18 protein-coding genes, 2 pseudogenes and 1 other annotated feature are annotated in these 23,851 nt (G+C 42.0%); of the genes and pseudogenes, 14 read left to right on the top strand and 6 right to left on the bottom strand.

Going from position 1 to position 23,851, the window contains the following annotated elements; genetic code table 11:
• Positions 1-19 precede the first annotated feature (19 nt).
• The 5 genes from nusG to rplL all read left to right on the top strand — a co-directional run bounded on the left by nusG (position 20) and on the right by rplL (position 3,262).
• A complete protein-coding gene (gene nusG, locus HMPREF9469_RS26545; protein WP_007869562.1) occupies positions 20-538 on the top strand; it encodes a transcription termination/antitermination protein NusG in 519 nt (172 codons plus the stop codon).
• 97 nt (positions 539-635) lie between these two features.
• Positions 636-1,061, top strand: coding sequence for a 50S ribosomal protein L11 (gene rplK, locus HMPREF9469_RS26540; RefSeq protein WP_007869559.1), 426 nt, complete (start codon positions 636-638; stop codon positions 1,059-1,061).
• Positions 1,062-1,216: 155 nt separating this feature from the next.
• Positions 1,217-1,912 (top strand): 50S ribosomal protein L1, encoded by a 696-nt coding sequence (gene rplA / locus HMPREF9469_RS26535; RefSeq protein WP_007869556.1) that lies wholly within the window; start codon positions 1,217-1,219, stop codon positions 1,910-1,912.
• Between the two features lie 126 nt (positions 1,913-2,038).
• Positions 2,039-2,186: a sequence feature (ribosomal protein L10 leader region), on the top strand.
• A 55-nt stretch (positions 2,187-2,241) separates the two neighbouring features.
• Entirely contained in the window at positions 2,242-2,742 is a 501-nt protein-coding gene (rplJ, locus tag HMPREF9469_RS26530; RefSeq protein ID WP_007869553.1) for a 50S ribosomal protein L10, read from the top strand.
• Between the two features lie 145 nt (positions 2,743-2,887).
• Positions 2,888-3,262, top strand: coding sequence for a 50S ribosomal protein L7/L12 (gene rplL, locus HMPREF9469_RS26525; RefSeq protein WP_007869547.1), 375 nt, complete (start codon positions 2,888-2,890; stop codon positions 3,260-3,262).
• Between the two features lie 95 nt (positions 3,263-3,357).
• Here the strand turns inward: rplL and HMPREF9469_RS26520 are convergent, their stop codons facing one another.
• From HMPREF9469_RS26520 to HMPREF9469_RS26505, 4 genes are all read right to left on the bottom strand, one after another.
• Complete coding sequence (locus HMPREF9469_RS26520; RefSeq protein ID WP_007869543.1) at positions 3,358-4,227, bottom strand: tyrosine-type recombinase/integrase; 870 nt, start codon at positions 4,225-4,227, stop codon at positions 3,358-3,360.
• 13 nt (positions 4,228-4,240) lie between these two features.
• Complete coding sequence (locus HMPREF9469_RS26515) at positions 4,241-5,056, bottom strand: tyrosine-type recombinase/integrase (protein ID WP_007869540.1); 816 nt, start codon at positions 5,054-5,056, stop codon at positions 4,241-4,243.
• Between the two features lie 212 nt (positions 5,057-5,268).
• Positions 5,269-6,228 (bottom strand): hypothetical protein, encoded by a 960-nt coding sequence (locus tag HMPREF9469_RS26510; RefSeq protein WP_007869538.1) that lies wholly within the window; start codon positions 6,226-6,228, stop codon positions 5,269-5,271.
• A gap of 134 nt (positions 6,229-6,362) precedes the next feature.
• Entirely contained in the window at positions 6,363-8,156 is a 1,794-nt protein-coding gene (locus HMPREF9469_RS26505) for a PspC-like choline-binding domain-containing protein (protein ID WP_007869533.1), read from the bottom strand.
• Between the two features lie 257 nt (positions 8,157-8,413).
• On the opposite strand from HMPREF9469_RS26505, the gene HMPREF9469_RS26500 reads away from it, so the two are divergent.
• From HMPREF9469_RS26500 to HMPREF9469_RS31590, 5 genes and pseudogenes are all read left to right on the top strand, one after another.
• Positions 8,414-9,754 (top strand): tagaturonate reductase, encoded by a 1,341-nt coding sequence (locus tag HMPREF9469_RS26500; protein ID WP_007869530.1) that lies wholly within the window; start codon positions 8,414-8,416, stop codon positions 9,752-9,754.
• Positions 9,755-10,122: 368 nt separating this feature from the next.
• Positions 10,123-11,874: a PspC-like choline-binding domain-containing protein gene (locus tag HMPREF9469_RS26495; RefSeq protein ID WP_007869527.1), complete on the top strand. Its 1,752-nt coding sequence runs from the start codon at positions 10,123-10,125 to the stop codon at positions 11,872-11,874.
• A gap of 139 nt (positions 11,875-12,013) precedes the next feature.
• Positions 12,014-13,150 (top strand): PspC-like choline-binding domain-containing protein, encoded by a 1,137-nt coding sequence (locus HMPREF9469_RS26490; RefSeq protein ID WP_007869524.1) that lies wholly within the window; start codon positions 12,014-12,016, stop codon positions 13,148-13,150.
• Between the two features lie 296 nt (positions 13,151-13,446).
• A pseudogene (locus tag HMPREF9469_RS34195) lies at positions 13,447-14,273 on the top strand (transposase); the annotation flags it as partial.
• Positions 14,274-14,585: 312 nt separating this feature from the next.
• A pseudogene (locus tag HMPREF9469_RS31590) lies at positions 14,586-15,323 on the top strand (ISL3 family transposase); the annotation flags it as partial.
• 203 nt (positions 15,324-15,526) lie between these two features.
• On the opposite strand, the gene HMPREF9469_RS26480 reads toward HMPREF9469_RS31590, so the two are convergent.
• Both HMPREF9469_RS26480 and HMPREF9469_RS26475 read right to left on the bottom strand, forming a co-directional pair.
• Positions 15,527-16,663, bottom strand: a complete 1,137-nt coding sequence (locus tag HMPREF9469_RS26480) for a PspC-like choline-binding domain-containing protein (RefSeq protein ID WP_007869514.1) — start codon at positions 16,661-16,663, stop codon at positions 15,527-15,529.
• 112 nt (positions 16,664-16,775) lie between these two features.
• On the bottom strand, positions 16,776-18,527 hold the full coding sequence (locus HMPREF9469_RS26475) for a hypothetical protein (protein ID WP_007869511.1): 1,752 nt from the start codon (positions 18,525-18,527) through the stop codon (positions 16,776-16,778).
• A gap of 410 nt (positions 18,528-18,937) precedes the next feature.
• On the opposite strand from HMPREF9469_RS26475, the gene HMPREF9469_RS26470 reads away from it, so the two are divergent.
• Genes HMPREF9469_RS26470 through HMPREF9469_RS26455 form a run of 4 tightly spaced genes read left to right on the top strand, consistent with a single transcriptional unit; the run spans position 18,938 to position 23,796 of the window.
• Positions 18,938-20,350 carry an exopolysaccharide biosynthesis polyprenyl glycosylphosphotransferase gene (locus HMPREF9469_RS26470; protein WP_242827949.1) on the top strand — a complete coding sequence of 471 codons (1,413 nt, stop codon included), beginning with the start codon at positions 18,938-18,940 and terminating at the stop codon, positions 20,348-20,350.
• Positions 20,337-21,488: a glycosyltransferase family protein gene (locus tag HMPREF9469_RS26465; RefSeq protein ID WP_007869498.1), complete on the top strand. Its 1,152-nt coding sequence runs from the start codon at positions 20,337-20,339 to the stop codon at positions 21,486-21,488. The genes HMPREF9469_RS26470 and HMPREF9469_RS26465 overlap by 14 nt, the downstream gene beginning before the upstream one ends.
• Complete coding sequence (locus tag HMPREF9469_RS26460; protein ID WP_007869495.1) at positions 21,485-22,678, top strand: glycosyltransferase family 4 protein; 1,194 nt, start codon at positions 21,485-21,487, stop codon at positions 22,676-22,678. The genes HMPREF9469_RS26465 and HMPREF9469_RS26460 overlap by 4 nt, the downstream gene beginning before the upstream one ends.
• Positions 22,675-23,796: an EpsG family protein gene (locus HMPREF9469_RS26455; RefSeq protein WP_007869492.1), complete on the top strand. Its 1,122-nt coding sequence runs from the start codon at positions 22,675-22,677 to the stop codon at positions 23,794-23,796. The genes HMPREF9469_RS26460 and HMPREF9469_RS26455 overlap by 4 nt, the downstream gene beginning before the upstream one ends.
• Positions 23,797-23,851: the final 55 nt, after the last annotated feature.

Genomic DNA, 23,851 nt, shown 5'->3' with positions numbered 1-23,851 from the left:
CAAAGGCGAGGGTGATTGTATGTCAGAAGCACATTGGTATGTAGTCCATACCTACTCAGGTTACGAGAACAAAGTCAAGGTCGATATTGAGAAGACAATTGAAAACAGAAACCTTCAGGACCAGATCTTAGAGGTATCCGTGCCCATGCTTCCCGTAGTGGAGCTGAAGAACGGCGTGGAGAAAAAAGCTGACAAGAAGATGTTCCCGGGATATGTGCTCATCAACATGGTCATGAACGATGACACATGGTACGTGGTGCGCAACACCCGAGGTGTTACGGGCTTTGTGGGTCCGGGCTCCAAACCGGTTCCTCTGACAGAAGAAGAGATGGCCAGCCTGGGCTTCCAGAGAGAAGAAGATGTCTTAGTCGATTTTGAAGTAGGGGATATGGTAGTAGTTATCTCCGGTGCATGGAAGGATACTGTCGGTGCCATTAAGGCAATCAACGACAGCAAAAAAACCATCACAATGCATGTAGAAATGTTCGGCCGCGAGACACCGGTTGAACTGGGATTCGCTGAAGTCAAGAGGATGTAAGCGGATAAAAGCAACACACGGAATCAGCTTTTGCAGGGCAAGGGCTGGTGGGAGGGACATTCCCGACAATACCACATAATTTTAGGAGGTGCCTAAGATGGCAAAGAAAGTAACAGGATATATCAAATTACAGATTCCAGCTGGCAAAGCAACACCAGCACCACCAGTTGGACCGGCACTTGGTCAGCACGGTGTTAACATCGTTCAGTTTACCAAGGAATTTAACGCTAGAACAGCAGACCAGGGCGATATGATCATCCCTGTAGTTATTACCGTATATGCGGACAGAAGTTTCAGCTTTATCACCAAGACTCCGCCAGCAGCTGTACTGATCAAGAAGGCCTGCAACATAAAGACCGCTTCCGCAGTTCCCAACAAGAACAAAGTAGCTGTCCTTAAGAAGGCTGACCTTCAGAAGATTGCAGAGACTAAGATGCCAGACTTAAACGCTGCCAGCTTAGAAGCTGCTATGAGCATGATCGCAGGTACTGCAAGAAGTATGGGCGTTACCATCGAGGAATAAGAATTGGTGCATGGATCCGAAGACCCCTGAGCAAGGTTTTTGGATTAAAGTAAAGTCCACGATAGAAAAGAATCGTGGAACGATGCTGAAGCATTTTCCCGTTATATGAACGTGGGAGGGAGATTCCCCGTCAATACCACTAGGAGGTTATAAGAATGAAATCAGGTAAAAGATATGCAGAGGCTATGAAAAATGTAGACCGTACTGCACTTTATGACGTAGCAGACGCAATCGCATTAGTTAAAAAGAATGCATCTGCAAAATTTGACGAGACTGTAGAAGTCCATATCAGAACAGGATGTGACGGACGTCATGCTGACCAGCAGATCCGTGGCGCTGTTGTACTGCCTCACGGAACAGGCAAGACCGTACGTATTTTAGTATTTGCAAAGGGACCAAAGGCTGACGAGGCTCAGGCTGCAGGTGCTGATTACGTAGGTGCTGAGGAACTGATCCCAAGGATCCAGAACGATGGCTGGCTGGATTTTGACGTAGTAGTAGCTACTCCTGACATGATGGGCGTTGTAGGCCGTCTTGGCCGTGTGCTGGGCCCCAAGGGCTTAATGCCCAACCCAAAGGCCGGTACCGTTACCATGGACGTAACCAAGGCTATCAACGATATCAAAGCTGGTAAGATTGAGTACAGACTTGACAAAACAAACATTATTCACGTGCCAGTAGGAAAAGCTTCTTTCACAGAGGAGCAGTTAGCGGACAACTTCCAGACGCTTATTGATGTAATCGTGAAAGCGAAACCAAGCACAGTTAAGGGTGCATACCTTAAGAGCGTTGCCCTGGCCTCTACCATGGGCCCTGGCGTTAAGCTGAATGTAGCTAAGCTGGTTAACTAATCGGTTGCAACCATATAGGTGCTGCCATGGATCTGATGCAGCCGCCGGCATAGCCGCGGCGGTCTCAGCCATGGCAGCATATTTTTATAAAATGAGGCTTGACATCAATCATACATTATGATATGATGCTACAGTATTGAATGCCCTGAGACAGCAGGTACCGTAAGGTGTAAGGCGTAACCGCCTGCCGAGGAACATACAAAACTCTGAGTTTTTATGATGAGATTTTGCGAACCTCTCTGTCCATATGGCAGAGAGGTTTTTATGTTTAAATGATTCCATGCTATGACGGTTTTCAATGCAGAATAAAATAAGGAGGTAAACCATTCATGGCAAAAGTTGAATTAAAACAGCCAGTTGTAGACGAAATCAAGGGAGTGCTTGAAGGTGCTGTAGGCGCAGTGATCGTAGATTACCGCGGTCTGACTGTAGAGCAGGATACCCAGCTGCGTAAGAAGTTAAGGGAAGCTGGAGTAACCTACAAAGTATTTAAGAACACCCTGATCAAGCGTGCAGCAGAGGGAACCGAATTTGCAGCCCTTGAACCACAGCTGGAAGGACCGACAGCATTAGCAGTTTCCAAGGAAGATGCAACTGCTCCGGCAAGGATCTTAGCTGAATTCGCTAAGACAGCACCAAAGCTGGAACTGAAGGCATCCATCATTGAAGGAACCTACTATGATCAGGCCGGAACCCAGGTTATCGCTACTATCCCATCCAGGGAAGTACTTCTGGGCAAGCTGCTTGGCAGCATCCAGTCTCCTATCACCAACCTGGCTCGCGTTCTCAATCAGATCGCAGAGAAGAACGGTGGAGCAGCAGAAGCATAAGTTGCTTTTTTCTCATCTGTTCAGACAGTACAGGAGATCATCCGCTGTTTGGAATTAGAAGAAGAAACAGGTATCCGGCAGCATAAGGCTCCGGATTTAAGAAAAGAAACACAGAATATTTAATATTAAACAGGAGGAACATAAAATGGCAAAGTTAACAACCGCTGAGTTTATCGAAGCTATCAAGGAATTATCCGTATTAGAACTGAATGATTTAGTAAAAGCATGTGAGGAAGAGTTTGGCGTATCTGCAGCAGCAGGCGTTGTAGTTGCAGCAGCAGGTGCTGGCGCAGCAGCAGCTGAGGAGAAGACCGAATTTGACGTAGAGCTGACTGAGGTTGGTCCTAACAAGGTTAAGGTTATCAAGGTTGTACGTGAAGTTACCGGCTTAGGCCTGAAGGAAGCTAAGGACGTAGTTGACGGTGCTCCTAAGGCTATCAAGCAGGGCGTTTCCAAGGAAGAGGCTGAGGACGTTAAGACCAAGTTAGAGGCTGAAGGCGCTAAGGTTACCCTGAAGTAATTTAACTTTATAATCATATGAAAACAGGTATCGGAGATGGATGGACAGCAGTTCAGCATTTCTCCGGTACCTGTTTTGTTTTTATAAAGTCTTTGCTACCAGGTAACAACCCTGTCGATCAGCAGTCTTTGTTCATCAGAGGAACGCTTAAGATAGATTCGGGTCGTCTCAATGCTCTCATGCCCCATCAGATCCGCCAAAAGGGCGATATCATTAAATCGGTTCAAAAAATTTTTGGCAAACCGGTGTCGAAAGGAATGGGGGTAGACGGTGTTCTCGGGGACTCCGTAACGCCTGGCAAGGGCTTTCAGCTGAAGGCTGATCCCCCGGGGTGAGATGGGCTGCCCAGACCGGTTGGTAAACAGGAAGCCGCTGCTGACACCATTGGATTCCAGCCATTGAAGCCCCTCGGTGCACAAGGATTCAGGAAAATAGATGCGCCTGATCTTGCCGCCCTTTGAGCATAGGTCCATGTAGCCCATCCGCACGTGTTCAACCTTGATCTGGAGCAGTTCGCTGATTCTGGCTCCGGAAGAACATAGAAAACGCACCACAAAATACCAGAACATGTTATGGTCCTGTTTCAGGCCCTTTTTCAGACGCTCATAATCCGTCTGGGATATAACATTATCCAGAAACATTTTCTGCTGCTGCTTTACAGAAGGGAGACGGTATGTTTCCAAAGGAACCTCTAAACCCTCGCCGCACTGCCGGATATACTGGTTAATACCATAAATCCGCGCGTTCACAGTAGCTGCCTTATAATGCTGGATCAGGTATTGCTTATAAGAAAGCAGATTATTCATGGTCAGCTCATCATATAAAGAAAAGTAAAGTCTTACGGAAGCCGTATACACCGTCACAGTGTTGGGGGATACACCGCTTTCCTTCAAAAATCCCTGGAACAGCAGAAGGCGGTTGTCTTTTTCAGGGATTGTCCTGTTTGTAACAGATATATCACACATAGGGATTTCCTTTCTACCAATTCACTACCTTATTTATAATTGCATACTGTTCCGTGCTGCTGCGCCGCAGATATATTCTGGTGGTTTCAATACTCTCATGCCCTAAAATGTCCGAGAGAAGGGCAATATCCCCGCATTTCTCAATAAAGTTTTTGGCAAACCGATGGCGGAAGGAATGGGGATACATTACATCCGGGTTCAAGGCATAACGGGCAGAGAACATTTTAAGCTGGGAACGGATCCCGCAGGGAGACAGCGGATCGCGGTAGCGGTTTAGAAACAGCGCTCCCTTATGGCGGTTTTCCGAAGCAGTCCAATCCATCAGGGCTTGTTTCAGGACAGTGGGAATATAGATCCGGCGCATTTTATTTCCCTTGGAATAAATATCCTTTTGTCCTGTATAAACGTCCTCTACCTGAAACATTACAACCTCACTTACACGGACTCCCGTGGCGGTGATCAGCCGGACCAGGTAATAGTATGTGAATTCCTCATCCTCATAAAGACGCCGTATAAGATATTCATAGTCAGCTTCACTGATGATCTTGTCAAGGAATGTTTTCTGCTGGATCCGTACCATGGTCAATGGAGGAATGGAAGAGTCTTTTTGTTCAAGGAAGGAATTTAATGCGCGGATCCGCAGGTTTACGGTCTGGGGTTTATACTGGTCCATAAGCTGGATCTTGTATTTTTGCAGATTGGCTGATGTCAGCCGATGGTACATTTGGTAAAATTGTTTTACTGAATATAGATAAACCTGGATCGTGTTTGGGGCCAGATTTCGTGAGGTTAAATATTGTTCAAATTGCTTTATATCTGATGGCAGCATATTCAATTCCTCCTTCCAAATTGACTTTAGGTGGAAGTATAGCAGTGAAATTTAATGCAAGTCAAGGACTTTAGATAAATGTTAGGGTCTTGTTACGGTTTTGAGATAAAAATAATGGCATACGTTTATATTTCACAAAATGTTCACAGTTTTAAGAGCAAAAAAACCCGGGCCATGCAATGGTCCATGACCCGGGAATGCGGGAGCGGAAACTAAAGGCCGGGGCCTAAAACAGCAGTATTCAGAGATGATTCCTGGCCATCCCAGACACCATTGGCATCCACATAATATCCGTCAGGCGTTTGTGTTTCGGTTTCCATATAGGCGCCTATATTAAAATAATACCACTGACCGTCTGTATCCTGTATCCATCTGGCTGCTGCATAAGAGCCATTTTTCATAAGGTATCTCCAGCCGTTTTCTGTTTGTGTCCAACCGGGGATATAATTTTTTCGCTCCCCTCTGTCATTAACATAATATCCATCAGGGGTGACGGTGTCAGCCAGCATAAAGCCTTCTGGGTCCATGAAATACTGCTGATCGTCCACAACAAGCCAGCCGTTGGATATATATGTTCCATCAGTTTGTCTGTAACGCCATTGTCCATCCTCCTGGTACCAGCCGGAGGTAATGGTTCCATCATAGGCCCCGGCATCTGTTCCGTCCACATTGATTAGATATTTTCTTACTTCAGCAGGCAGATCGGATACATTCACACCGGAAGGGAGGCTGACAATATCCACATACCGTTCCTTGGTAGAAGAATTTCCGTTGTTGGTAACAAGGACCATGCGGGTCACAGCCTGACTTCCTTCGGGAATAAGGGAGCTGTTTTCTGGGATCCCCCAAAGGCCGTCTACATTGACAAGGGACGGGACCTCGCCCCAGGGACGGGGGAGGGTGGGGGAAAATGTATAAGCATAGTCATATCCTCTGTTAAGTATGACATCCTGCTCGGCAATGGTATTTCCTCCTGCCAGGATGGCAAAATACCGGCCGTTTCCGCAATCCACAGGCCGCCAGGTAAAAAGATATGCCCCGCAGTTTTCCATAACGGTCGTATTGGTTTCCGTTTCCGCATAGGTTATAAAGCTGTTGGTTAGAGCCGCGGATGACAAAAGGACCGCAAAGGTAAATGCTGAGATTGATGCTGAAATTGGTTTACGTATCATGATAAGGGACCTCCCGTAAGTTTTGTGGGCAGACTGGCCGGATAAAAAACGTCATGACCAACTTGGTGTATAGTAGCAGCCATGACGTTTGTTCCGTTATTTAATTTGCTGTGAGTACATATTCTTTGCGGAAACTAGTCTTCCAGATAAATTGCCATGATCTGTCCGCGGTTATTAGTTACATAGTAGTAATCGCTGCCATCCTTGCTTCTGCTGCGTCCGTCAATGACTTTGCCTGAAGTATTGATCAGGATATAATCTGATCCCAGACCGGATGCGGTAGTGTAGCCGCCGTTTCCGTCCTCAGCAGTTCCAAAAACATACAACTCCCTTAGATCATCAGCGTCTTTATTCAGATTGCTGATACCGAACATGTCGCCCATATCAGCGCTTTCAAGGGTGCTAACAGGTACATTTACATAGTCGGAAGAATCAATAGCTGCTAATAATGCATCTACATCATCCAGCTTTGTAAAGCTGTCGCGTTCCTTATCTGCATCCTTGCCGGCAGCTACGGTAACCGTATCTCTTACAATAACCTGATATTTTTCATCAGAGCCAGCTTTGAGCAAAAGTCCGGACTGGTAATACCTGTCATCCTGTTCACCGGAGATACCGGCACCCCTTCTGCTTCCGGAGCGCTCAAAGTAGAACGTGGTGTTATCGCCGTCAAATGAGAGAGTTGTTCTGCCGGTTTTCAGTGAACCATCGCTGCTGTCGCCGAAATAGTAGCATTTATAACCCATTCCCTCAAGCACTGAGGCATTTTCCATAAAGTCATCCTCATTGTCAAATGGATAATTATCATTGTCATCCGCAAGAACTTCAATATAATCACTGTCCTCAAGGATGAACTTCAGTCCGTTGACCATGCGGCCGTCATTTCTGAAAGCATATCTTCTGCCATTGATGGTCTTGAATTCACCGGCATAGATATTGCCGCTTCCATCTGCATAGTACCAGTTGTCTTCATCATCATCATAGCGATCCCGGTCAAGCATTTCGGCAGCAACAACCCTGAACCATCCTCTGCTCACCCTGGACCCGTCTTCCACACTGTTAAAGTATCTCCAAGCCTGGGAATACTGGGCGCGGCTTGAGGTTGCCAGTGAATTTCCGTCAGAAGTAGTGGCTTTTTCCGTATCCATGGACCACTCAGCGGTCATTGCACCATACTGGTCAAAGGCATAACGCCTTCCGTTAATGGTTCTTTCCTTCTGGGAATCGCCGTCATCAGCCTTGATTTTTTTACCGTTAGAGAGGAAATAGAACCATCTGGTCTGATCCTCATCTTCGGAAAATACTGGGGAGATCCACTCATAGTCACCGCTGGTAGCTTCATCATAAGTGATATCCAGCTGGAGCCATCCGGTTGTCATGGCACCGTCATCTTCGCCGCCGAAATAGTAATCACCTTCAAGGAAGGCGTCTCCGTCCGAATTGTCAACACGTTCTGCACTGTCGGCATTTACCCATCCATAGAGCATACGGCCCTCGTCATCAAATGCATAACGTCTGCCGTTTATTGTTTTTAAGGAAACCCGGTCGCTGCTGCCGTTTGTCATGGCCCGGCCATTTGCCTGGAAATAGTACCAGTAGTGGTCCGGTTCATCATCATCTCCGGCATCCTCATTATCAACAGCAATCCACTGATTAGTTACCATTGCTCCGCTTGCATCCACATAGTAATAGTGGTCACCATCCTCGATCAGCTGGTCAATGGCCATGTCACCTGAATCATCCAGGTAATACCAATTGTTGCCGGATCTTGCCCACTGATCGGTAACCCTGTTCTCGCTTCTGTCATAGTATACCCAAGTGCCGTCTTCCTCAGCCCAGCCTACGGCTGCGAAAGAAGTCATGGATGCACCGATGGCGAGCAGCGCTGCTGTTGACAACACAGCAACTAATTTTGTCTGCTTTCTCATAATTAATGCACTCTCCTTTTTCTTTTTGAAAAAACTTTTTGAAATTCCTTTTTGCATTACGAGTTGATTATACTTCTAGTAAGGAAAATTATAATGACCAAGAATGTAAACGCTTACAATTTCTGCATCAAACCCCTTGCATAATTTTGAATAATGTTGTATAGTATTCTCAGAAATAAAGCAACAGTGCTGCATACCATATAATGTAAGCACTTACAAAAAATAACAATTCTATAATCCTATGGAGGTAGCAGATCATGAGCAATAATGTAAAAGAGACAGTGATCCAGTTTGGTGAAGGCGGATTCTTACGTGGATTTGTGGATTACTTCTTCCACAAACTTCAGGAGAAGGGTTTATATGACGGTAAAATTGTAGTAGTCCAGCCAATTGAAAGAGGAATGTGCCAGATGCTGGCGGACCAGAACTGTGAATACAATCTGTTCCTGCGCGGCATTGATAATGGTGAGGTGGTTAATGAGCATACCCATGTGACCTCCATATCCAGAGCCCTGAATCCATACACCCAGTATGAGGAATATATCGCACTTGCTGAAAGTCCTGACATAAGGGTACTTGTATCCAACACCACAGAGGCTGGAATTGAATACATTGGAACAGAGAAGCTCACGGACATGCCCCCAAAATCATATCCTGCAAAACTGTGTCAGTTCCTATATAAAAGATACAAGGCAGGATTAAAGGGATTGATCCTTCTTCCCTGCGAACTGATCGATGACAATGGTGATAATCTGAAGAAATGCGTTCTCCAGTACGCGGATCTCTGGGAACTGGAAGACGGATTTAAGGATTGGATTGAAAATGAAAATGATTTCTGCAGCACTCTGGTGGACCGTATTGTAACCGGTTATCCCAGGGATGAGGTGGAGGAACTGACCAAGCAGATCGGCTACGAGGATAAATTGATCGATACAGCCGAGATCTTCCACCTGTGGGTGATCGGCGGTCATCATGAGGATGAACTTCCATTCCGGAAAGCCGGCTATAATGTTGTTTGGACAGATGATGTACATCCTTATAAGAAGAGAAAAGTACGCATCCTGAACGGCGGCCACACTTCCATGGTCCTGGGTGCATACCTTTACGGCCTTGAGACAGTAGGCGAATGCATGAAGGATGAGAAAGTGTCTTCCTTCCTTAAGAAATGTATTTTTGAAGAGATCATCCCCACAATTGGAGATACAGAAGATAACCGCAAGTTTGGCGCGGCTGTCTTAGAGCGCTTCTCAAATCCATTTATCAAGCATCTTCTGTTAAGCATTGCCCTGAACTCCGTAAGCAAATTCCAGGTACGCGTTCTTCCCACCATCCTGGAGTACAAGGAAAAGTTCGGCAAATACCCGGCGGCCCTGACATTCTCCATGGCAGCCCTTATATCCTTCTACCGCACCGATAAGGCAAATGACGGCGAGGAGATCCTGCAGTTTATGAAGACAGCCTCTGTGGAGGATATTATGAAGCGTCAGGATTATTGGCATGAAGACCTGAGCGAAATGATCCCCATGGTTCAGGAGTACTATGATCTGATCCAGAGCAAGGGAATGTCAGAGGCTTACAGCACGATTCTTGCGAAATAATTGCGATAAATAAAACTGGTTAAAAGTGGTACCTGATATCAAAAATCGGGTATCACTTTTTTATATCCCCAAATTGTACAAATATAAGTACAATTTCTGTAAAACCTTTGTTTTCCGTAATAATTACGTAAGAAAATGCACAGGTAATTGTTATGGTATTTTCCCCAGATTTATACTATACTAAATGCGTGTGATGGAGTTGGTATCCTTCATCTGGTAAATTGTCTAATTTGCGCATTTTTAGTAGAAATTGCAAAAAATGCAAAAAAACTATTGATAATTTTCCATATACGAAGTATAATCAACTCGTAATGCAATAAAGGAATTTCAAAAAGTATTTCAAAAAGAAAAAGGAGAGTGCATTAATTATGAGAAAGCAGACAAAATTAGTTGCTGTATTATCAACAGCAGCACTGCTCGCTATTGGTGCATCCATGACATCTTTTGCAGCTCAGGGTTGGGCTGAAGAAGATGGTACTTGGGTATACTATGATAGGAATGGCGACAGAGTAACCGATAAGTGGGCAAAGTCCGGTAATAACTGGTATTACCTGGATAGCGATGGCGAGATGGCTATCGACACCCTGATCGAGGATGGCGACAACTACTACTATGTAGATGTTAATGGCGTTATGGCTTCCAATCAGTGGGTGGCTATTGAGAACGAGGATGCCGGTGAGGATGATGAGCCTGATAACTACTGGTATTACTTCCAGGCTAATGGTAAAGCTTTAAAGAACAGTGGAGACAGTGTTTCTTTAAAAACTGTTAATGGCAAGAAGTATGCATTTGATGATGAAGGCAAGATGCTTTATGGTTGGGTAGCAAAAGACAATGCAGAGCGTCTTGATGATACTGACGGCGAAGGTTTTGTTGATGGTGATTATTACTTCGGCGGTGAAGACGATGGCGCTATGACTGTTGGCTGGCTGCAGATTGATATTACCTATACAGACGTTGATAATGATACTTACAATGCAATCGCACCTGTATTTACAGATGATGAAGATCAGACTCGTTGGTTCTACTTCCAGTCTAACGGCAAGAAGGTTAAGTCTGATGATCCTGATAAGGTAAAAGAGAAGACTATTAATGGCAAGAAATATGGCTTTGATCAGTACGGCGCAATGGTAGCTGAGTGGTCTGCTGATATTTATGAAGCTTCCAAGAGCGGTGTTGATATTATCGGAAGCAGGAGTGATTCTACTAACAAGAAGTCTGTAACAGCTAAGTACGCTCAGCAGTGGAGATACTTCAACAATGTTGAAGATGGTGCAAAAGTAAGCAGAGGCTGGTTCAAGGTTGTATCTGCCGAGTACCTTAATGATGAGAAGTTCGATGATGATGAGGATGCTTGGTACTATGCTGATGGCAGCGGTGATCTGTATGCCGGAGAATTTAAAACCATTAAAGGCAAGAAGTATGCATTTAGAAACGATGGCCGTATGATTAACGGGCTGAAGTTTATTTACGATAGTGGCAGCGGACTTAGCGTTAAAGCTGATGATAATGATGAAGCTAACTTTGGTCCATTTGACACAGAAGATGACTTCCTTGCAAATGCACCTAAATATGAATCACAGCAGTATAAGTGCTACTACTTTGGCGGCGGTGATGATGGTGCCATGAGAACCAATAAGGCTACTATTGGAATTGATGGAGATAACTACAGTTTCTATTTCGAAAAATCTGGTAGCAACAAGGGCGCTGGTAAGACTGGCGTGAAAGATGATAAATTCTATCAGTCTGGTATGTTGCTGAAGGCTGGCTCTGACGAGAAGTATCAGGTTGTACAGACTGTAACTGGTGGATATACAAAGCTTGCTGACGTAGATGCATTCTTAGGTGAAGTTGGTACAACAGTGAAGAAGAAGGGCAATGTAACTGAGGCTGATGTGGCAATTGCTGACGCTGTAAAGAACACTTCATTCAGCAAAAAGGCCGATGATTTAACCGAACTGTATGTAATTGACTATACTGATTTAAATGAGTCTGATTTTGCACTGGTTAATACTTCAGGTAAGGTTATTGACAGCAAGAGCAAGAGCAAAGACGGCAGCGATTATGTATATGTTACCGACAACAAGGGTGTTATCAGAATCATCTATGTTGAAGACTAATTATATGTAAGCGGTAATTATGTTTAACTAAAATTTAAGGGGGAAGCGTTGTGACTGATGAGATAAATAATTAGTCGCAGCGCTTCTTTTTGCTATAAATGCTATACAAATATTAAAATGATTATAGGAGGTACGATTGATGATAAAAAAGCATTTTGCTGTGTTTGGGCTTATCCTAGCTTTGTGTATAGGATCCTCATTTACAGCTTTTGCAGATACAGCCAATAGCATAACTATGGAAAACAGTGGCGCCTTTCTTTTTCAGTGGCGCCCAGTAGACTGCGGTGACGGTATGTCTTTTGCTATTCTAGTAGGTGGAAATACTATCAGTGAAAGTGATGTTATCTTAAACCGTGGATACGACTATGCCTATACATTTGAACCAATGACTTATTCAAGGCCCTGGGGTACAGTGCCGGATTTAGTGAATGTAAATGGTGTATGGGCAATTCCTGAGAATTGGTCATCTCTACCAGAAGGAACACAGCCAACTTTGCAGATTGTTCTCAAAACAAACTATAAAAATCTTGACACCGATAAACGGTATATAAATGTTGTCCATCTCCCGAATGGTGTTGACGCTTCCGATTTACCCACAGAAGTACGCAAATATTTAATTAATGTAGATGGCTCTGATGCTGGTGCTTATGATGGAACAGTAACTAGTGGGTGGGAAAAAAATGATAATGGTCAATGGACTTATAGAAGGCATGATGGAACATTTGTAACCGATAGCTGGCTCACTGTAGATGAAAAAACATATTATTTGGATGGTAACGGAGTCATGCTTACTGATACATATGCTCCGGATGGAACCTATCTAAATCCAAGCGGTGAACGTGTAAGCTACAAACCAGGATGGGTTTCTGATGATAAAGGTTGGAGATATATCCAGAAAAATGGGTATCATGCTGCCTCAACCTGGTTACAGGATGCAGATGGAAAATGGTACTATTTTAATATTGGTGCATATATGGCGGTTGACACCGCAACGCCAGACGGTTATTATGTAAATGCCGATGGTGTATGGGATGGCCAACCAAGCACACTTTCTAATAATGTAAATCTTGGACCAGGAATGTCATCTTCAGGCGGATGGGAACAAATCGATAACAATTGGAAATATCTTCAGGAAGATGGTACTTATGTGACCAATGCTTGGAAACAGGTTGACGGAAAATGGTACTATTTTGATGAAAATTCTATAATGGTTACGAACCAGGAAACTCCAGATGATTATTACGTAAATGCTGATGGGGTTTGGATTGAAGACTAGAAAACAGGTTATACGGTATCCTATGATATAATAAAAATCAATTTTATAATAAAATACATCTATAAGAAGCCTCCCAGACGCATTGACCCGATTCAAGTTTAATGTATACAGGAGTGACCCTTATAGATGTACCTTAATTGTAGCAGGGCTTTCCTTAACTTGGAAGGTATCTCTATTAAAAAAGCGGGTTCAGGCGGACTCCTTTATTAATTTTTTTGGGGGGCTATGCTGAATGTTGGGGTGTGCAGAAAAGATTGTAATAAAATACATCTATAAAAAGCCTCCCAAAACTATTTTTTACTAAAATTATCATTCAGCCTCTACCCACTGAACAAACTTGTCCTTTCTGTGAAACTAAAACCAAACGAATTCATGATCACCGCTTACAAGAGGTCCCGGATACTCCCTTACAGGGTAAACAGATAATACTGGCTCTTCATAAACGGCGCTACTTCTGCCCCTCCTGCCATGAACGTTTCACGGAACCTTACTCTTTCCTGCCCAGCTACCACCGTAGGCTTGCATTCTACATTGTCTCCCTGCTTCGCTAGGCCTTTTCAACGAAACAGATCGCAGAACTTACTGGTGTTTCCGTCCAGACAGCCTGCTGACTCCTGGATACTATTAACTATCCTCCGCCTGACCGGCTCCCCCAAGCACTTTCCATTGACGAATTCAAAAGGAATACTTCCACCGGCAAATATTAGCGCAACCTGGTTGATCCAGAAAAAAGGCGCATCCTTTATATCCTTCTAGACCGAACCCTGAGCCATTTGACTGATTATTGGCACTACATCCCATGTAAAGAGCGTTGAATGTGAAGTTCTTCGTCTGTGATATACAATGGCCCTATACAGAGTTTGTATAAATGTTTTTCCGAACGCAATGATCATCGTGAATAAATACCATTTCATCTGCCAGGTTATATGGGACTATTGAAAACGTACGCAAACGGCTCCACCGGTCAATACCAAAAAGAAATCTCCTGAATGCCTCTAGATATGGGCTGATAAATGGTCCTACAGAAGGATTCAACAACAAGATAACGGTATTAAAACGGAACAGCTACGGAATCTGGAACTTCAAGCGTTTTCGAACCTGGATACTCCACTGTACATCGTAGGATAAATTAATCGGTAATATGTAGGCTCATTTGGCATGCCCAAAATCAGGAAAACATGAAACTATACATACAAAGTGCTCACAAAACAGGTTCTATACTGAATGTTGGAGTGTGCTGAAAAGCACACTTCCAACATTCTTTTCGTTGTAATAAAATACATCTATAAGAAGCCTCCTAAACGCATTATCCCGACCAAAGTTTAATGTTACGGAGGTGACGACCCCTTATAGATGTACCCTAATTATACCAAGGCTTTTCTTCACTTGGAAGGTGTTTCTATTAAAAAGTGGTTCAGGCAGACTCTTTCATTAAGCGCTTTCCATTGACGAATTCAAAGGCAATGCTTCTACCGGTAAATATCAGTGCATTCTGGTGGATCCAAAAAAGCGCCGGTTCCTCGACATTCTCCCGGATCGGATCCAGAGCCATCTGGCTAATTATTGGCGGAACATTACCAGGAAAGAACGCCTGAAGGTAAAGTTCTTCGTCTGCGATATGTGGCGGCCCTACACCGAACTTGCACAGACCTTCTTTCCAAATGCAACCATCATCGTGGATAAATATCATTTCATCCAGCAGGTGACATGGGCGATTGAAAACGTACGCAAACGGCGGCAGCGGTCCATGCCGGTTTCTCTGCGTAAGTATTATAAACGCAGCCGGAAACTCATTCTGACCCGCTATAAAAAGCTGAAGGGTGAGAACAAACAGGCCTGTGATTTAATGCTTCACTATAGCGAAGATCTGCGTCTGTCGCACCGCATGAAAGAGTGGTTCTATGATATCTGCCAGATGGAAACGTATCGTCAGCAGCAGAGGGAATTTGATGACTGGATTGCGAATGCACAGGGCTGTGAGATCAAGGAATTTGAGACCTGTGCTAAGACCTACAGGGCCTGGCGAAAAGAAATCCTGAATGCCTTTAAATACGGGCTGACAAATGGTCCCACTGAAGGATTTAACAACAAGATAAAGGTATTAAAACGGAGCAGCTACGGAAGCCGGGATTTCAAACGGTTCCGGACGCGGATACTCCACTGTACATCATAGGATAAAAAGTCGGTAATGCGGAGGCTTATTTGACATGCCCAAAATCAGTAGAACCTGGAACTAAACATAAAAAGAGCCCTTTTCATAGAATTGGGGCGGGATTTTAACAAATCCCACCCCAACCATTGACAAAGAGCCTGTATTATTAACCAAAGCTTCAAAACATACCTGAATTATCTTATCAGCTACATGACGTAAAAGGCCTAATTATTCCACACGCCATCCGCCCCTACATAATATCCGTCAGGCGTAGTCTGATTAGTAACCATCAGGGCATCTTCATTAAAGTAATACCATTTCCCATCCACTTCTTTCCAGGCATTTGTAACATAACTTCCATCAGATAACCTATATTTCCACGTATCTCCAGATGCTTCCCAGCCTTCGGATGATGCCTCAGATGCCGCACCAGGCCCCAGATTTATCGTGTTGTCAATAATTGATGGCTGACCATCCCATACACCGTTTGCATCTACCCGATACCCATCCGGTGTAACATCATCGGTTTCCATATATGTACCAATATTAATATAATACCAATTTCCATCATTACCCTGAATCCAGGTAGCGCCAGCATAATATCCATTCTTCTGTATATAACGCCACCCTTTTTCGTCTTGGTACCAACCTGGTATATAATTTGTTTTTTCTCCACTAGCATTTACATAAACACCATCCGGTGTAATTGTATCTGCAAGCATGATTCCATTGGCATCCATATAATAGGATTGATCATTTACCTTCAACCATCCGTTAGATACAAATGTACCATCTGGTTTTCTGTATCTATACTGACCATTCTCCTGTACCCATCCTGACGTGATAGTTCCATTATAAGCCCCTGCATCCGAGCCATCTACATTAATTAAATACTTCCTTACTTCGGGAGGAAGATCTGCTGTATTTACTCCGCCAGGAAGATGGACTACGTCCACATATCGCTCATTGGTAGATAGATTTCTATTATTTGTGAAGAGCACAATACGAGTAACTGGCTGGCTGCCCTCAGGCATAGATGCCCAATTTTCAGGAATCCCCCACAAACCATCAATGTTAACTAGATCCGGAACCTGTCCCCATGGCCTTGAGTATGCCATTGGATTAAATGTATATGCGTAGTCATATCCTCTGTTCAAAATAACGTTGCTTTCGTTGATTGTGTTACCACCTACTAGTATCGCAAAAGAATGACCATCTCCACAGTCAACAGGACGCCATTCAAAAAGGAATGCCCCACTGTTTTCCATAGTCGTTGTAGCTGTCTCTGCCATTACTGAAAATGATGCTGCTACAGAGATAAGCACTGCCAAAATCAACGATGTTAGCTTTTTATGTGCCATAATTTGACTCTCCTTTATCTTATAAAAAAGAAGCGCTGTGACTTAATTTAATACTAAATCAGTCACAACGCTTCCCCCTAAATTATACTACTCAAATCAACTAATTGCTAAATTAGTCCTCGCTGTAGATAGCAAGAATCTTTCCGCCCTTTGCAGTAACATATACAAAGTCGCTACCGTCTGTGCTCTTGGTCTTGCTGTCGATAACCTTACCTGATGTATTTACTAAGAAGTAGTCATCAGAAGGCATTCCGTTACCACTATTAATGATGTACAGATCCTTGATGTCCTCGCCCTTCTTGTTAACACCAACACCGGCCAGAGCAGTTTCCTTCTGAGCATCAGTTGCGCTGGTTAAATCAGCATAATTGCTGCCGAGTGCTGTTAAGAAGTCATCAACATCAGATAACTTCTTGTATCCCTCTTCAGTTGCATTGCTAACTTTTGCAACTACCTGATACTTCTCATCCTTGCCAGATGCAAGCAGTTTACCAGACTGATAGAACTTGTCGTCCTTCTCACCTGTTAAACCAGCGCCCTTCTTGGAGCCAGACTTCTGGAAGTAGAAGTTGAACTTATCACCATCAATATCAATGCTGGTCTTGTTGGTCTTCATAGCACCATCATTTCCATCACCAAAGTAGTAGCAGCTGTAACCCAGCTTCTCATACTGAAGTGCATTGTCATTAAAGTCATCTTCGGTATCGAATGGAAGAGTACCATCATCATCTGCTCTTACACTTAAACCAGTGCCCAGATCTTTGATGAACTTCAGTCCGTTAACCATACGACCGTCATCACGGAATGCATACTTCTTACCCTTGATGGTCTTGAACTCACCTGCATACAGGTTACCGCTACCATCTGCATAGTACCATGCATCTTCATCATCATCAAACTTATCATTATTCAGCCACTCAGCTGCAACTACCTTGAACCAGCCCTTGCTTACTCTGGAACCATCTTCAACACTGTTGAAGTATCTCCACTCCTGAGCATACTTAGCGGTTACACTATTACCAGTTGCTGTGCTGTTGTCGCTATGTGCACGATCAGCTGTAGCCAGCTTATCAGCATCTTCACGATCCAAGGACCACTCTGCTGTCATAGCACCGTACTGATCAAATGCATATTTCTTACCATTGATGGTCTTCTCTTTTGCTTCTCTTGCTCCATCAGCCTTAACCTTCTTACCGTTAGACTGGAAGTAGAACCAACGAGTCTGATCCTCATCATCATTGAATACTGGAGCAAACTCGTAATCGCTGGTTGCTTCATCATATGTGATATCCATCTGCAGCCAGCCAACGGTCATAGCACCGTCATCCTCGCCACCAAAGTAATAATCACCTGTCTTGAAGCCATCGCCATCTGTATTATCGATGCGCTCTGCATTATCTTTTGCTACCCAACCGTAAAGCATCTTACCTTCTTCATCGAAAGCATACTTCTTGCCGTTTACAGTCTTCAGAGCTACATTGCTGTTATTTCCATTGGTTAATGCTTTACCATTAGCCTGGAAGTAATACCAGTAGTGATCTGGCTCATCATCATCGCCAGCATCTTCATTATCAATAGCTACCCACTGATTGGAAGCCATAACGCCATTAACATCTACATAGTAGTAGTTGTCGCCATCCTCGATCAGGGTATCGATAGCCATCTCGCCATCGCTATCCAGGTAATACCAGTTATTACCGGACTTTGCCCACTTATCGGTTACTCTGTCGCCATTCCTATCATAGTATACCCAAGTACCATCTTCCTCAGCCCAACCCTGAGCCGCAAAAGATGTCATGGATGCACCAATAGCGAGCAGTGCTGCTGTTGATAATACAGCAACTAATTTTGTCTGCTTTCTCATAATTAATGCACTCTCCTTTTTCTTTTTGAAATACTTTTTGAAATTCCTTTATTGCATTACGAGTTGATTATACTTCGGATAAGGAAAATTATGAGGATATTTGAAAAATGCGTAAGATAATCCTTTTGTAAGATTATATTTATATGAAAATTGAATTTATTATTCTTAGATAAGTGCTTAATATAGCATATACCTCCAGTAGATGGAAATAATCTTAAGCCGTACTAGAAATGTGAAAAGCTAAAGCTTATCTAAGAAATAAGCTGGTTGCCTGATTGGCTAAAATATGGAATATTTAATAAAATATTAAAGTTTTTCCAATGATTTTGTTGGCTCGAAAGTTGCTAAAATACCTAGGGAATGATATACTGTATTGAGATTAAAAATGCATGAAGTAATAGTTGAAAAAGATGGATAGAACTGTAGAAGGTGCTTATTTAATGAAGAATTTTGAACAATATAAACGTATTGTCCGTTTTACATCTGTAATATCACTAATATTTTGTGAAATGGTTATTTACTGGGCAGTATGGTTGAAACATTATAACATAGAAATGGAAATACCATATAATAGAACCGGTAACTGGATGATTGTTGCAGTTTACGGTCTCTTGTTGCTTATTTTCTGCAAGATGTATGGTGGATTTAAGATTGGATATTTAAAGACTTTTAATATTATATATTCACATTTTTTAACCACTATTTCTGCGAATGCATTGATCTATCTTCAAATTACTTTGCTTATAAAACATTTTACGTCAATCTTGCCATTAGTATTTATGACAACTGTTCAATTGGCAATTACCGTTCCCTGGGGTGTGGTATTCACGCGTCTATATAGACTTCTATATCCTGCAAGGAAGACTTTATTGGTATATGGTGAACGTTCTGTGGATGCTTTTGTTGGAAAGGCAAATACAAGAAATGATCGTTTTATTATTTCAAAGAAAGTAGATTATAGAAAGGGATTCGAGGCAATTATTAGTTTGACCAAGGATTGCGAAGCGGTTATTTTATGTGATCTACCTTCAGAAGTACGCAACAAAATTTTGAAATATTGCTATTCTCAATCAATACGAGTTTATGTCACCCCCAAATTATCGGACATTATTATTAGAAGTGCGGAAGAATCACATCTTATTGATAGTCCGCTGTTGCTATCGCGAAATAATGGATTTACATTTGAGCAAAGAGTCTGTAAACGGACTGTAGATATTATATTGACATTAATTTTATTAATACTGTTTTCACCAATTATGATTTTGACGGCTATTGCTATAAAGGTTTATGATGGAGGCCCTATCTTTTTTTTGCAGGAGCGGTACACGAAGAATGAAAAGAAGTTTATGATCTATAAATTTCGTAGCATGAAGATGAATTCGGATTCCATTAAATATGTGCCTACTATGGATGATGATCCTAGGGTTACTCCGGTTGGAAAAGTAATACGTCAGTTAAGAATTGACGAAATGCCTCAGTTTTTAAATATCTTAAGGGGAGAGATGAGCCTTATAGGTCCTAGAGCGGAAAGCGTTAAGCTCACAGATGCCTATGTAAAGGATATACCGGAATTTAAATATCGTTTAAAAGTAAAGAGTGGTTTAACTGGATATGCCCAAGTCCATGGAAAGTATAATACAACGCCGTATGACAAGTTGAAGTTGGATTTAATGTATATACAAAATTATTCATGGCTTATGGATATTGAAATTATTTTTTTGACAGTTAAGATTTTATTTATGAAAGACAGTACAGAAGGTTTTACAGAGGAACAATGCGCAACTTTAGACATTCCAGAGGAAGAAAAGAATGGTACAGAATAGTAGTGCGGTAATCATAACAAGTTCATCTACATACGAGAGTAGGGTTAATGCCATTGAAGAGTTTCTTTCTTTTAAGGGCTACGATGTATTAGTTTTAGAGCCTGGATATGATCACCATACAAAACAAAAAAGATATTCTAAAAAAAACAATCATGAGTATCTTCCAATGATTGTCTATAAAAAGAACCTATCTTTGCAGCGAATATATTCTTTGTACGATTTTGCGAAAAAAGCGTTTCATATAGTTGAGCAAGAAAAGCCAGAATTATTGTATGTTCTTGTTCCTGCCAATTCTCTTGCAAAGGTTTGTTCAGAATATAAAAGAAAATATGGCGGAATGCTTATTTATGATATATTGGATATGTGGCCAGAGTCTTTGCCTTTTCGGTTCGGAAAGACATGCTGGCCTTTTTCGGTATGGAGGAAATTAAGAGATGATAATCTGAAGTTTGCTAATGCGGTAATAACTGAATGTAATCTATTTGCTGGCCTATTGGAACGGGTATTAGGTTATACGCCCAAAACCGCATATTGGCCAAAGGAAATAAGTCAGCCAGAGTGGACTGGCATTCCCGCTTCAAATAGTATTCATATCTGCTATTTAGGTACTGTTAATCATATTATTGATATAAAAACAATAGTCAATCTTATGGGGCGTTTGAACCGGAAGAAGAAGATAATACTTCATTTGATTGGAAAAGGAGAAACTAAAGCATATTTCATAAAATTATTGATGGAAGCGGGTATTGAAGTCAAGGACGAGGGGATTATTTATGATGAGAATATGAAGATTAGAATTATCCAACAGTGTCATTGGGGGCTAAATATGATGAAGTCTAATGTGTGTGTGGGGTTGACAATGAAGTCAGTTGAGTATCTTGCATTTGGACTGCCGATTCTTAATACAATTCGAGGGGATACGTGGGATTTGGTAGAAAAGGAGAAGGTAGGATATAATTGTTACACAATGATGAATGAGAGGCAGTTAGATGATATTATTCATTTATCTGAAGAGGTGGTTGGGATGCGTGCTCATATTAGAGATGTATATGAAAAAAGGTTTTCTATACCAGCCTTTTATGATCAGATGGAAACGATTTGGAGTCAGTTAGATATACAGAGGAGAAACGAAAAATGAATGTACTGCATATCTCTCCATATCTTCCTTCCTTAGAAACAAATCATGCAGGCGGCGTCTGTATGGGGCGTCAAATAGAAACACTAAGAGAATGGAATCAAGTATACGTTTTGACGTTTATTGCATCAGATTTTGATCAGAAACTTGCAGATAACTTAAAAGGAGATGTCCGGTATCATTTTGTAAAGTTATATAAATGGAGCAAAGTACTTCATGTTTTGTGTGAACCATGGCTTCCGGCTTATTTTGCAGCCAGGTCTTCATTAAGGTTTGGTATGAAGCTAATTTGGTGTGTAAGGCATTACAATATTGATGTCATTCACGGTGAGTATGCAGCAATGGCACAGTATCAGTGGATATGCCGTTTGTTTCCAAGACTACGCTATTATATGACAGAGCATGATGTGACAACGCAATCATATGAGCGTAAAGCCGAACAAGAGCAGGGATGGAAAAGAAAGTATCTTTTTTATCAGATCCGTAGATTATATCATTATGAAAAGATTTATTGCCACCGATCTGATGCTGTTATGACCTTTAGCCATAAAGACAAAGTGCTTTTGGAAAAACAATATGGATTATCTGAGATTCATGTACTTAATCCATATTTTGGAATTGAAGATGGTATGATGGAAGAACCGAAATACCGGGAAAAAGAGCGAAGCACGCTGTGTTTTTTAGGACAGATGGGAAGGGAAGAAAATACTGCTGCTGCAATGAGCCTGATTCGTTTGGGAGATAGGTTAAAAAACATAGGTTACCCGGTGAATATCTATATTGTTGGAAATAATCCGCCACCTGAGTTAAAGAAGTTAGAAGGTGACACGGTTCATATTACTGGCTTTGTTGAAGATGTGGATGAGTATGTGTTGAAGTCCGGTATTGCTGTATTCCCATTAACATTAGGTGCAGGAATTAAACTCAAGGTTTTACGGAGCCTGGCTCTTGGAACGCCGGTTGTGACAACGGATATAGGGGCAGAGGGAATTGATGAGATGGGCAATGTACTTTTACTGGCAAAGACAGAATCAGAGTTTGTACAAGCAATAGTAGATGTTATGAATATGGGAGAGAAGGAATACTGTGATTTATGTAGGGATGGACAGGAATATGCTAAATTGCATTTTGGATGGGAAAGAAGTGAACAGGTTTTAAGAGGGTTATATGAAAGTGAGAAGATAGGAGTATGATTGTTTATGTATTTGTTTTTCTTTTTCTGTTGGTATTGACTGGAGGGGAAGTATTTGGAACACCTAGCAGGAAAACACAGAGGAATTTCCTTATTAGTATTGTGCTTCTAATTACTTGCATGTCAGCCATACGTTGGGGAGGCCCAGGAGATTTCTTTAATTATAAAAAAATGTATGATAATATGCAGTGGGGAATGGTGCTCCATGGAGGTTTTGAAAAATTTGATACTGAACCATTATTTAACCTTCTTTTGATCCTGACAAACCGTATGAGTGGCGGCAACTTTAATGTGTTTCTATTCGTTCAGGGGCTTCTAGTAAATGGATTATTTGCATTATTTATCTGGAAGATGGAAACTGATAAAGAAAAAAGGTGCATTTTCCTATTTATGTTCGGAACATGGGCGATGGGGTTATGGGGAGTATTTGTAGTGCGCCAGACCGTAGCATCAGTAGTCTGCCTCTACAGCATTATATATATTAAGAGAAAAAAATGGGTGGAATTTCTAATGTGTCTTTTGATTGCGATACTATTTCACAAAGCTGCATTGGCATGGGTTCTGGCGTATCCAATTTATCATATTTCGTTAAGTAGAAGATGGATTCTGATGATGCTTGTAGCATTTTCGGTATTTGCAGCATTTATGGTAAAGCCATTGTTTTTAGTGATAAGCCAGATAATAGGAGGAGAACTAGGGTATCGTATTTGGGAATATCTTAATGAGGGAAACAGTGCATATGGATCGAACTATAGCATAGTGTTTATGATATTAAAAAGAATGGCAAATTCTATTCTTATTGTAGGGGTCATGTTTATCCTGTATAATAGATACGGGGGAGATAAGGATTTTCTGGGATGCCTTAATTTATATTCATTTGGATTTGCAATTACAATAGGAGCTTTGTTTACTAGTAATGTCTATGCCAGATTTGCAACTCCGTACTGTATGGTTAGTTTGTACCAATTTAGTTATCTGTTTAGAAAAAATAGCGATGGCTGGAAATATAAGATTATATTTGGAGTATATGGAATTTATGCCTTGTCTAGGTTAATGGTTTATGTGGGGAGCTATGATGCGTATGTGCCATTCTCTACAATATTTGGAATGATAGGATAAAAAGTACAGTTTTTCATAGTATTGCACATGTCTGTTTGGTTGCAAAAGATATGCT

Source organism: [Clostridium] citroniae WAL-17108, from assembly GCF_000233455.1.
Lineage (GTDB): Bacteria > Bacillota > Clostridia > Lachnospirales > Lachnospiraceae > Enterocloster > Enterocloster citroniae.
This window is presented reverse-complemented; position numbering and strand designations above follow the sequence as displayed.

Coding starts and splice junctions, on each gene's coding strand:
- HMPREF9469_RS26515 (WP_007869540.1), bottom strand. CDS start 5,056: ATGCTGCCATCAGATATAAAGCAATTTGAACAATATTTAACCTCACGA.
- HMPREF9469_RS26500 (WP_007869530.1), top strand. CDS start 8,414: ATGAGCAATAATGTAAAAGAGACAGTGATCCAGTTTGGTGAAGGCGGA.
- HMPREF9469_RS26475 (WP_007869511.1), bottom strand. CDS start 18,527: ATGAGAAAGCAGACAAAATTAGTTGCTGTATTATCAACAGCAGCACTG.
- nusG (WP_007869562.1), top strand. CDS start 20: ATGTCAGAAGCACATTGGTATGTAGTCCATACCTACTCAGGTTACGAG.
- HMPREF9469_RS26495 (WP_007869527.1), top strand. CDS start 10,123: ATGAGAAAGCAGACAAAATTAGTTGCTGTATTATCAACAGCAGCACTG.
- HMPREF9469_RS26460 (WP_007869495.1), top strand. CDS start 21,485: ATGAATGTACTGCATATCTCTCCATATCTTCCTTCCTTAGAAACAAAT.
- HMPREF9469_RS26470 (WP_242827949.1), top strand. CDS start 18,938: ATGGATAGAACTGTAGAAGGTGCTTATTTAATGAAGAATTTTGAACAA.
- HMPREF9469_RS26480 (WP_007869514.1), bottom strand. CDS start 16,663: ATGGCACATAAAAAGCTAACATCGTTGATTTTGGCAGTGCTTATCTCT.
- HMPREF9469_RS26520 (WP_007869543.1), bottom strand. CDS start 4,227: ATGTGTGATATATCTGTTACAAACAGGACAATCCCTGAAAAAGACAAC.
- rplJ (WP_007869553.1), top strand. CDS start 2,242: ATGGCAAAAGTTGAATTAAAACAGCCAGTTGTAGACGAAATCAAGGGA.
- HMPREF9469_RS26490 (WP_007869524.1), top strand. CDS start 12,014: ATGATAAAAAAGCATTTTGCTGTGTTTGGGCTTATCCTAGCTTTGTGT.
- rplA (WP_007869556.1), top strand. CDS start 1,217: ATGAAATCAGGTAAAAGATATGCAGAGGCTATGAAAAATGTAGACCGT.
- HMPREF9469_RS26510 (WP_007869538.1), bottom strand. CDS start 6,228: ATGATACGTAAACCAATTTCAGCATCAATCTCAGCATTTACCTTTGCG.
- HMPREF9469_RS26505 (WP_007869533.1), bottom strand. CDS start 8,156: ATGAGAAAGCAGACAAAATTAGTTGCTGTGTTGTCAACAGCAGCGCTG.
- HMPREF9469_RS26465 (WP_007869498.1), top strand. CDS start 20,337: ATGGTACAGAATAGTAGTGCGGTAATCATAACAAGTTCATCTACATAC.
- rplL (WP_007869547.1), top strand. CDS start 2,888: ATGGCAAAGTTAACAACCGCTGAGTTTATCGAAGCTATCAAGGAATTA.
- HMPREF9469_RS26455 (WP_007869492.1), top strand. CDS start 22,675: ATGATTGTTTATGTATTTGTTTTTCTTTTTCTGTTGGTATTGACTGGA.
- rplK (WP_007869559.1), top strand. CDS start 636: ATGGCAAAGAAAGTAACAGGATATATCAAATTACAGATTCCAGCTGGC.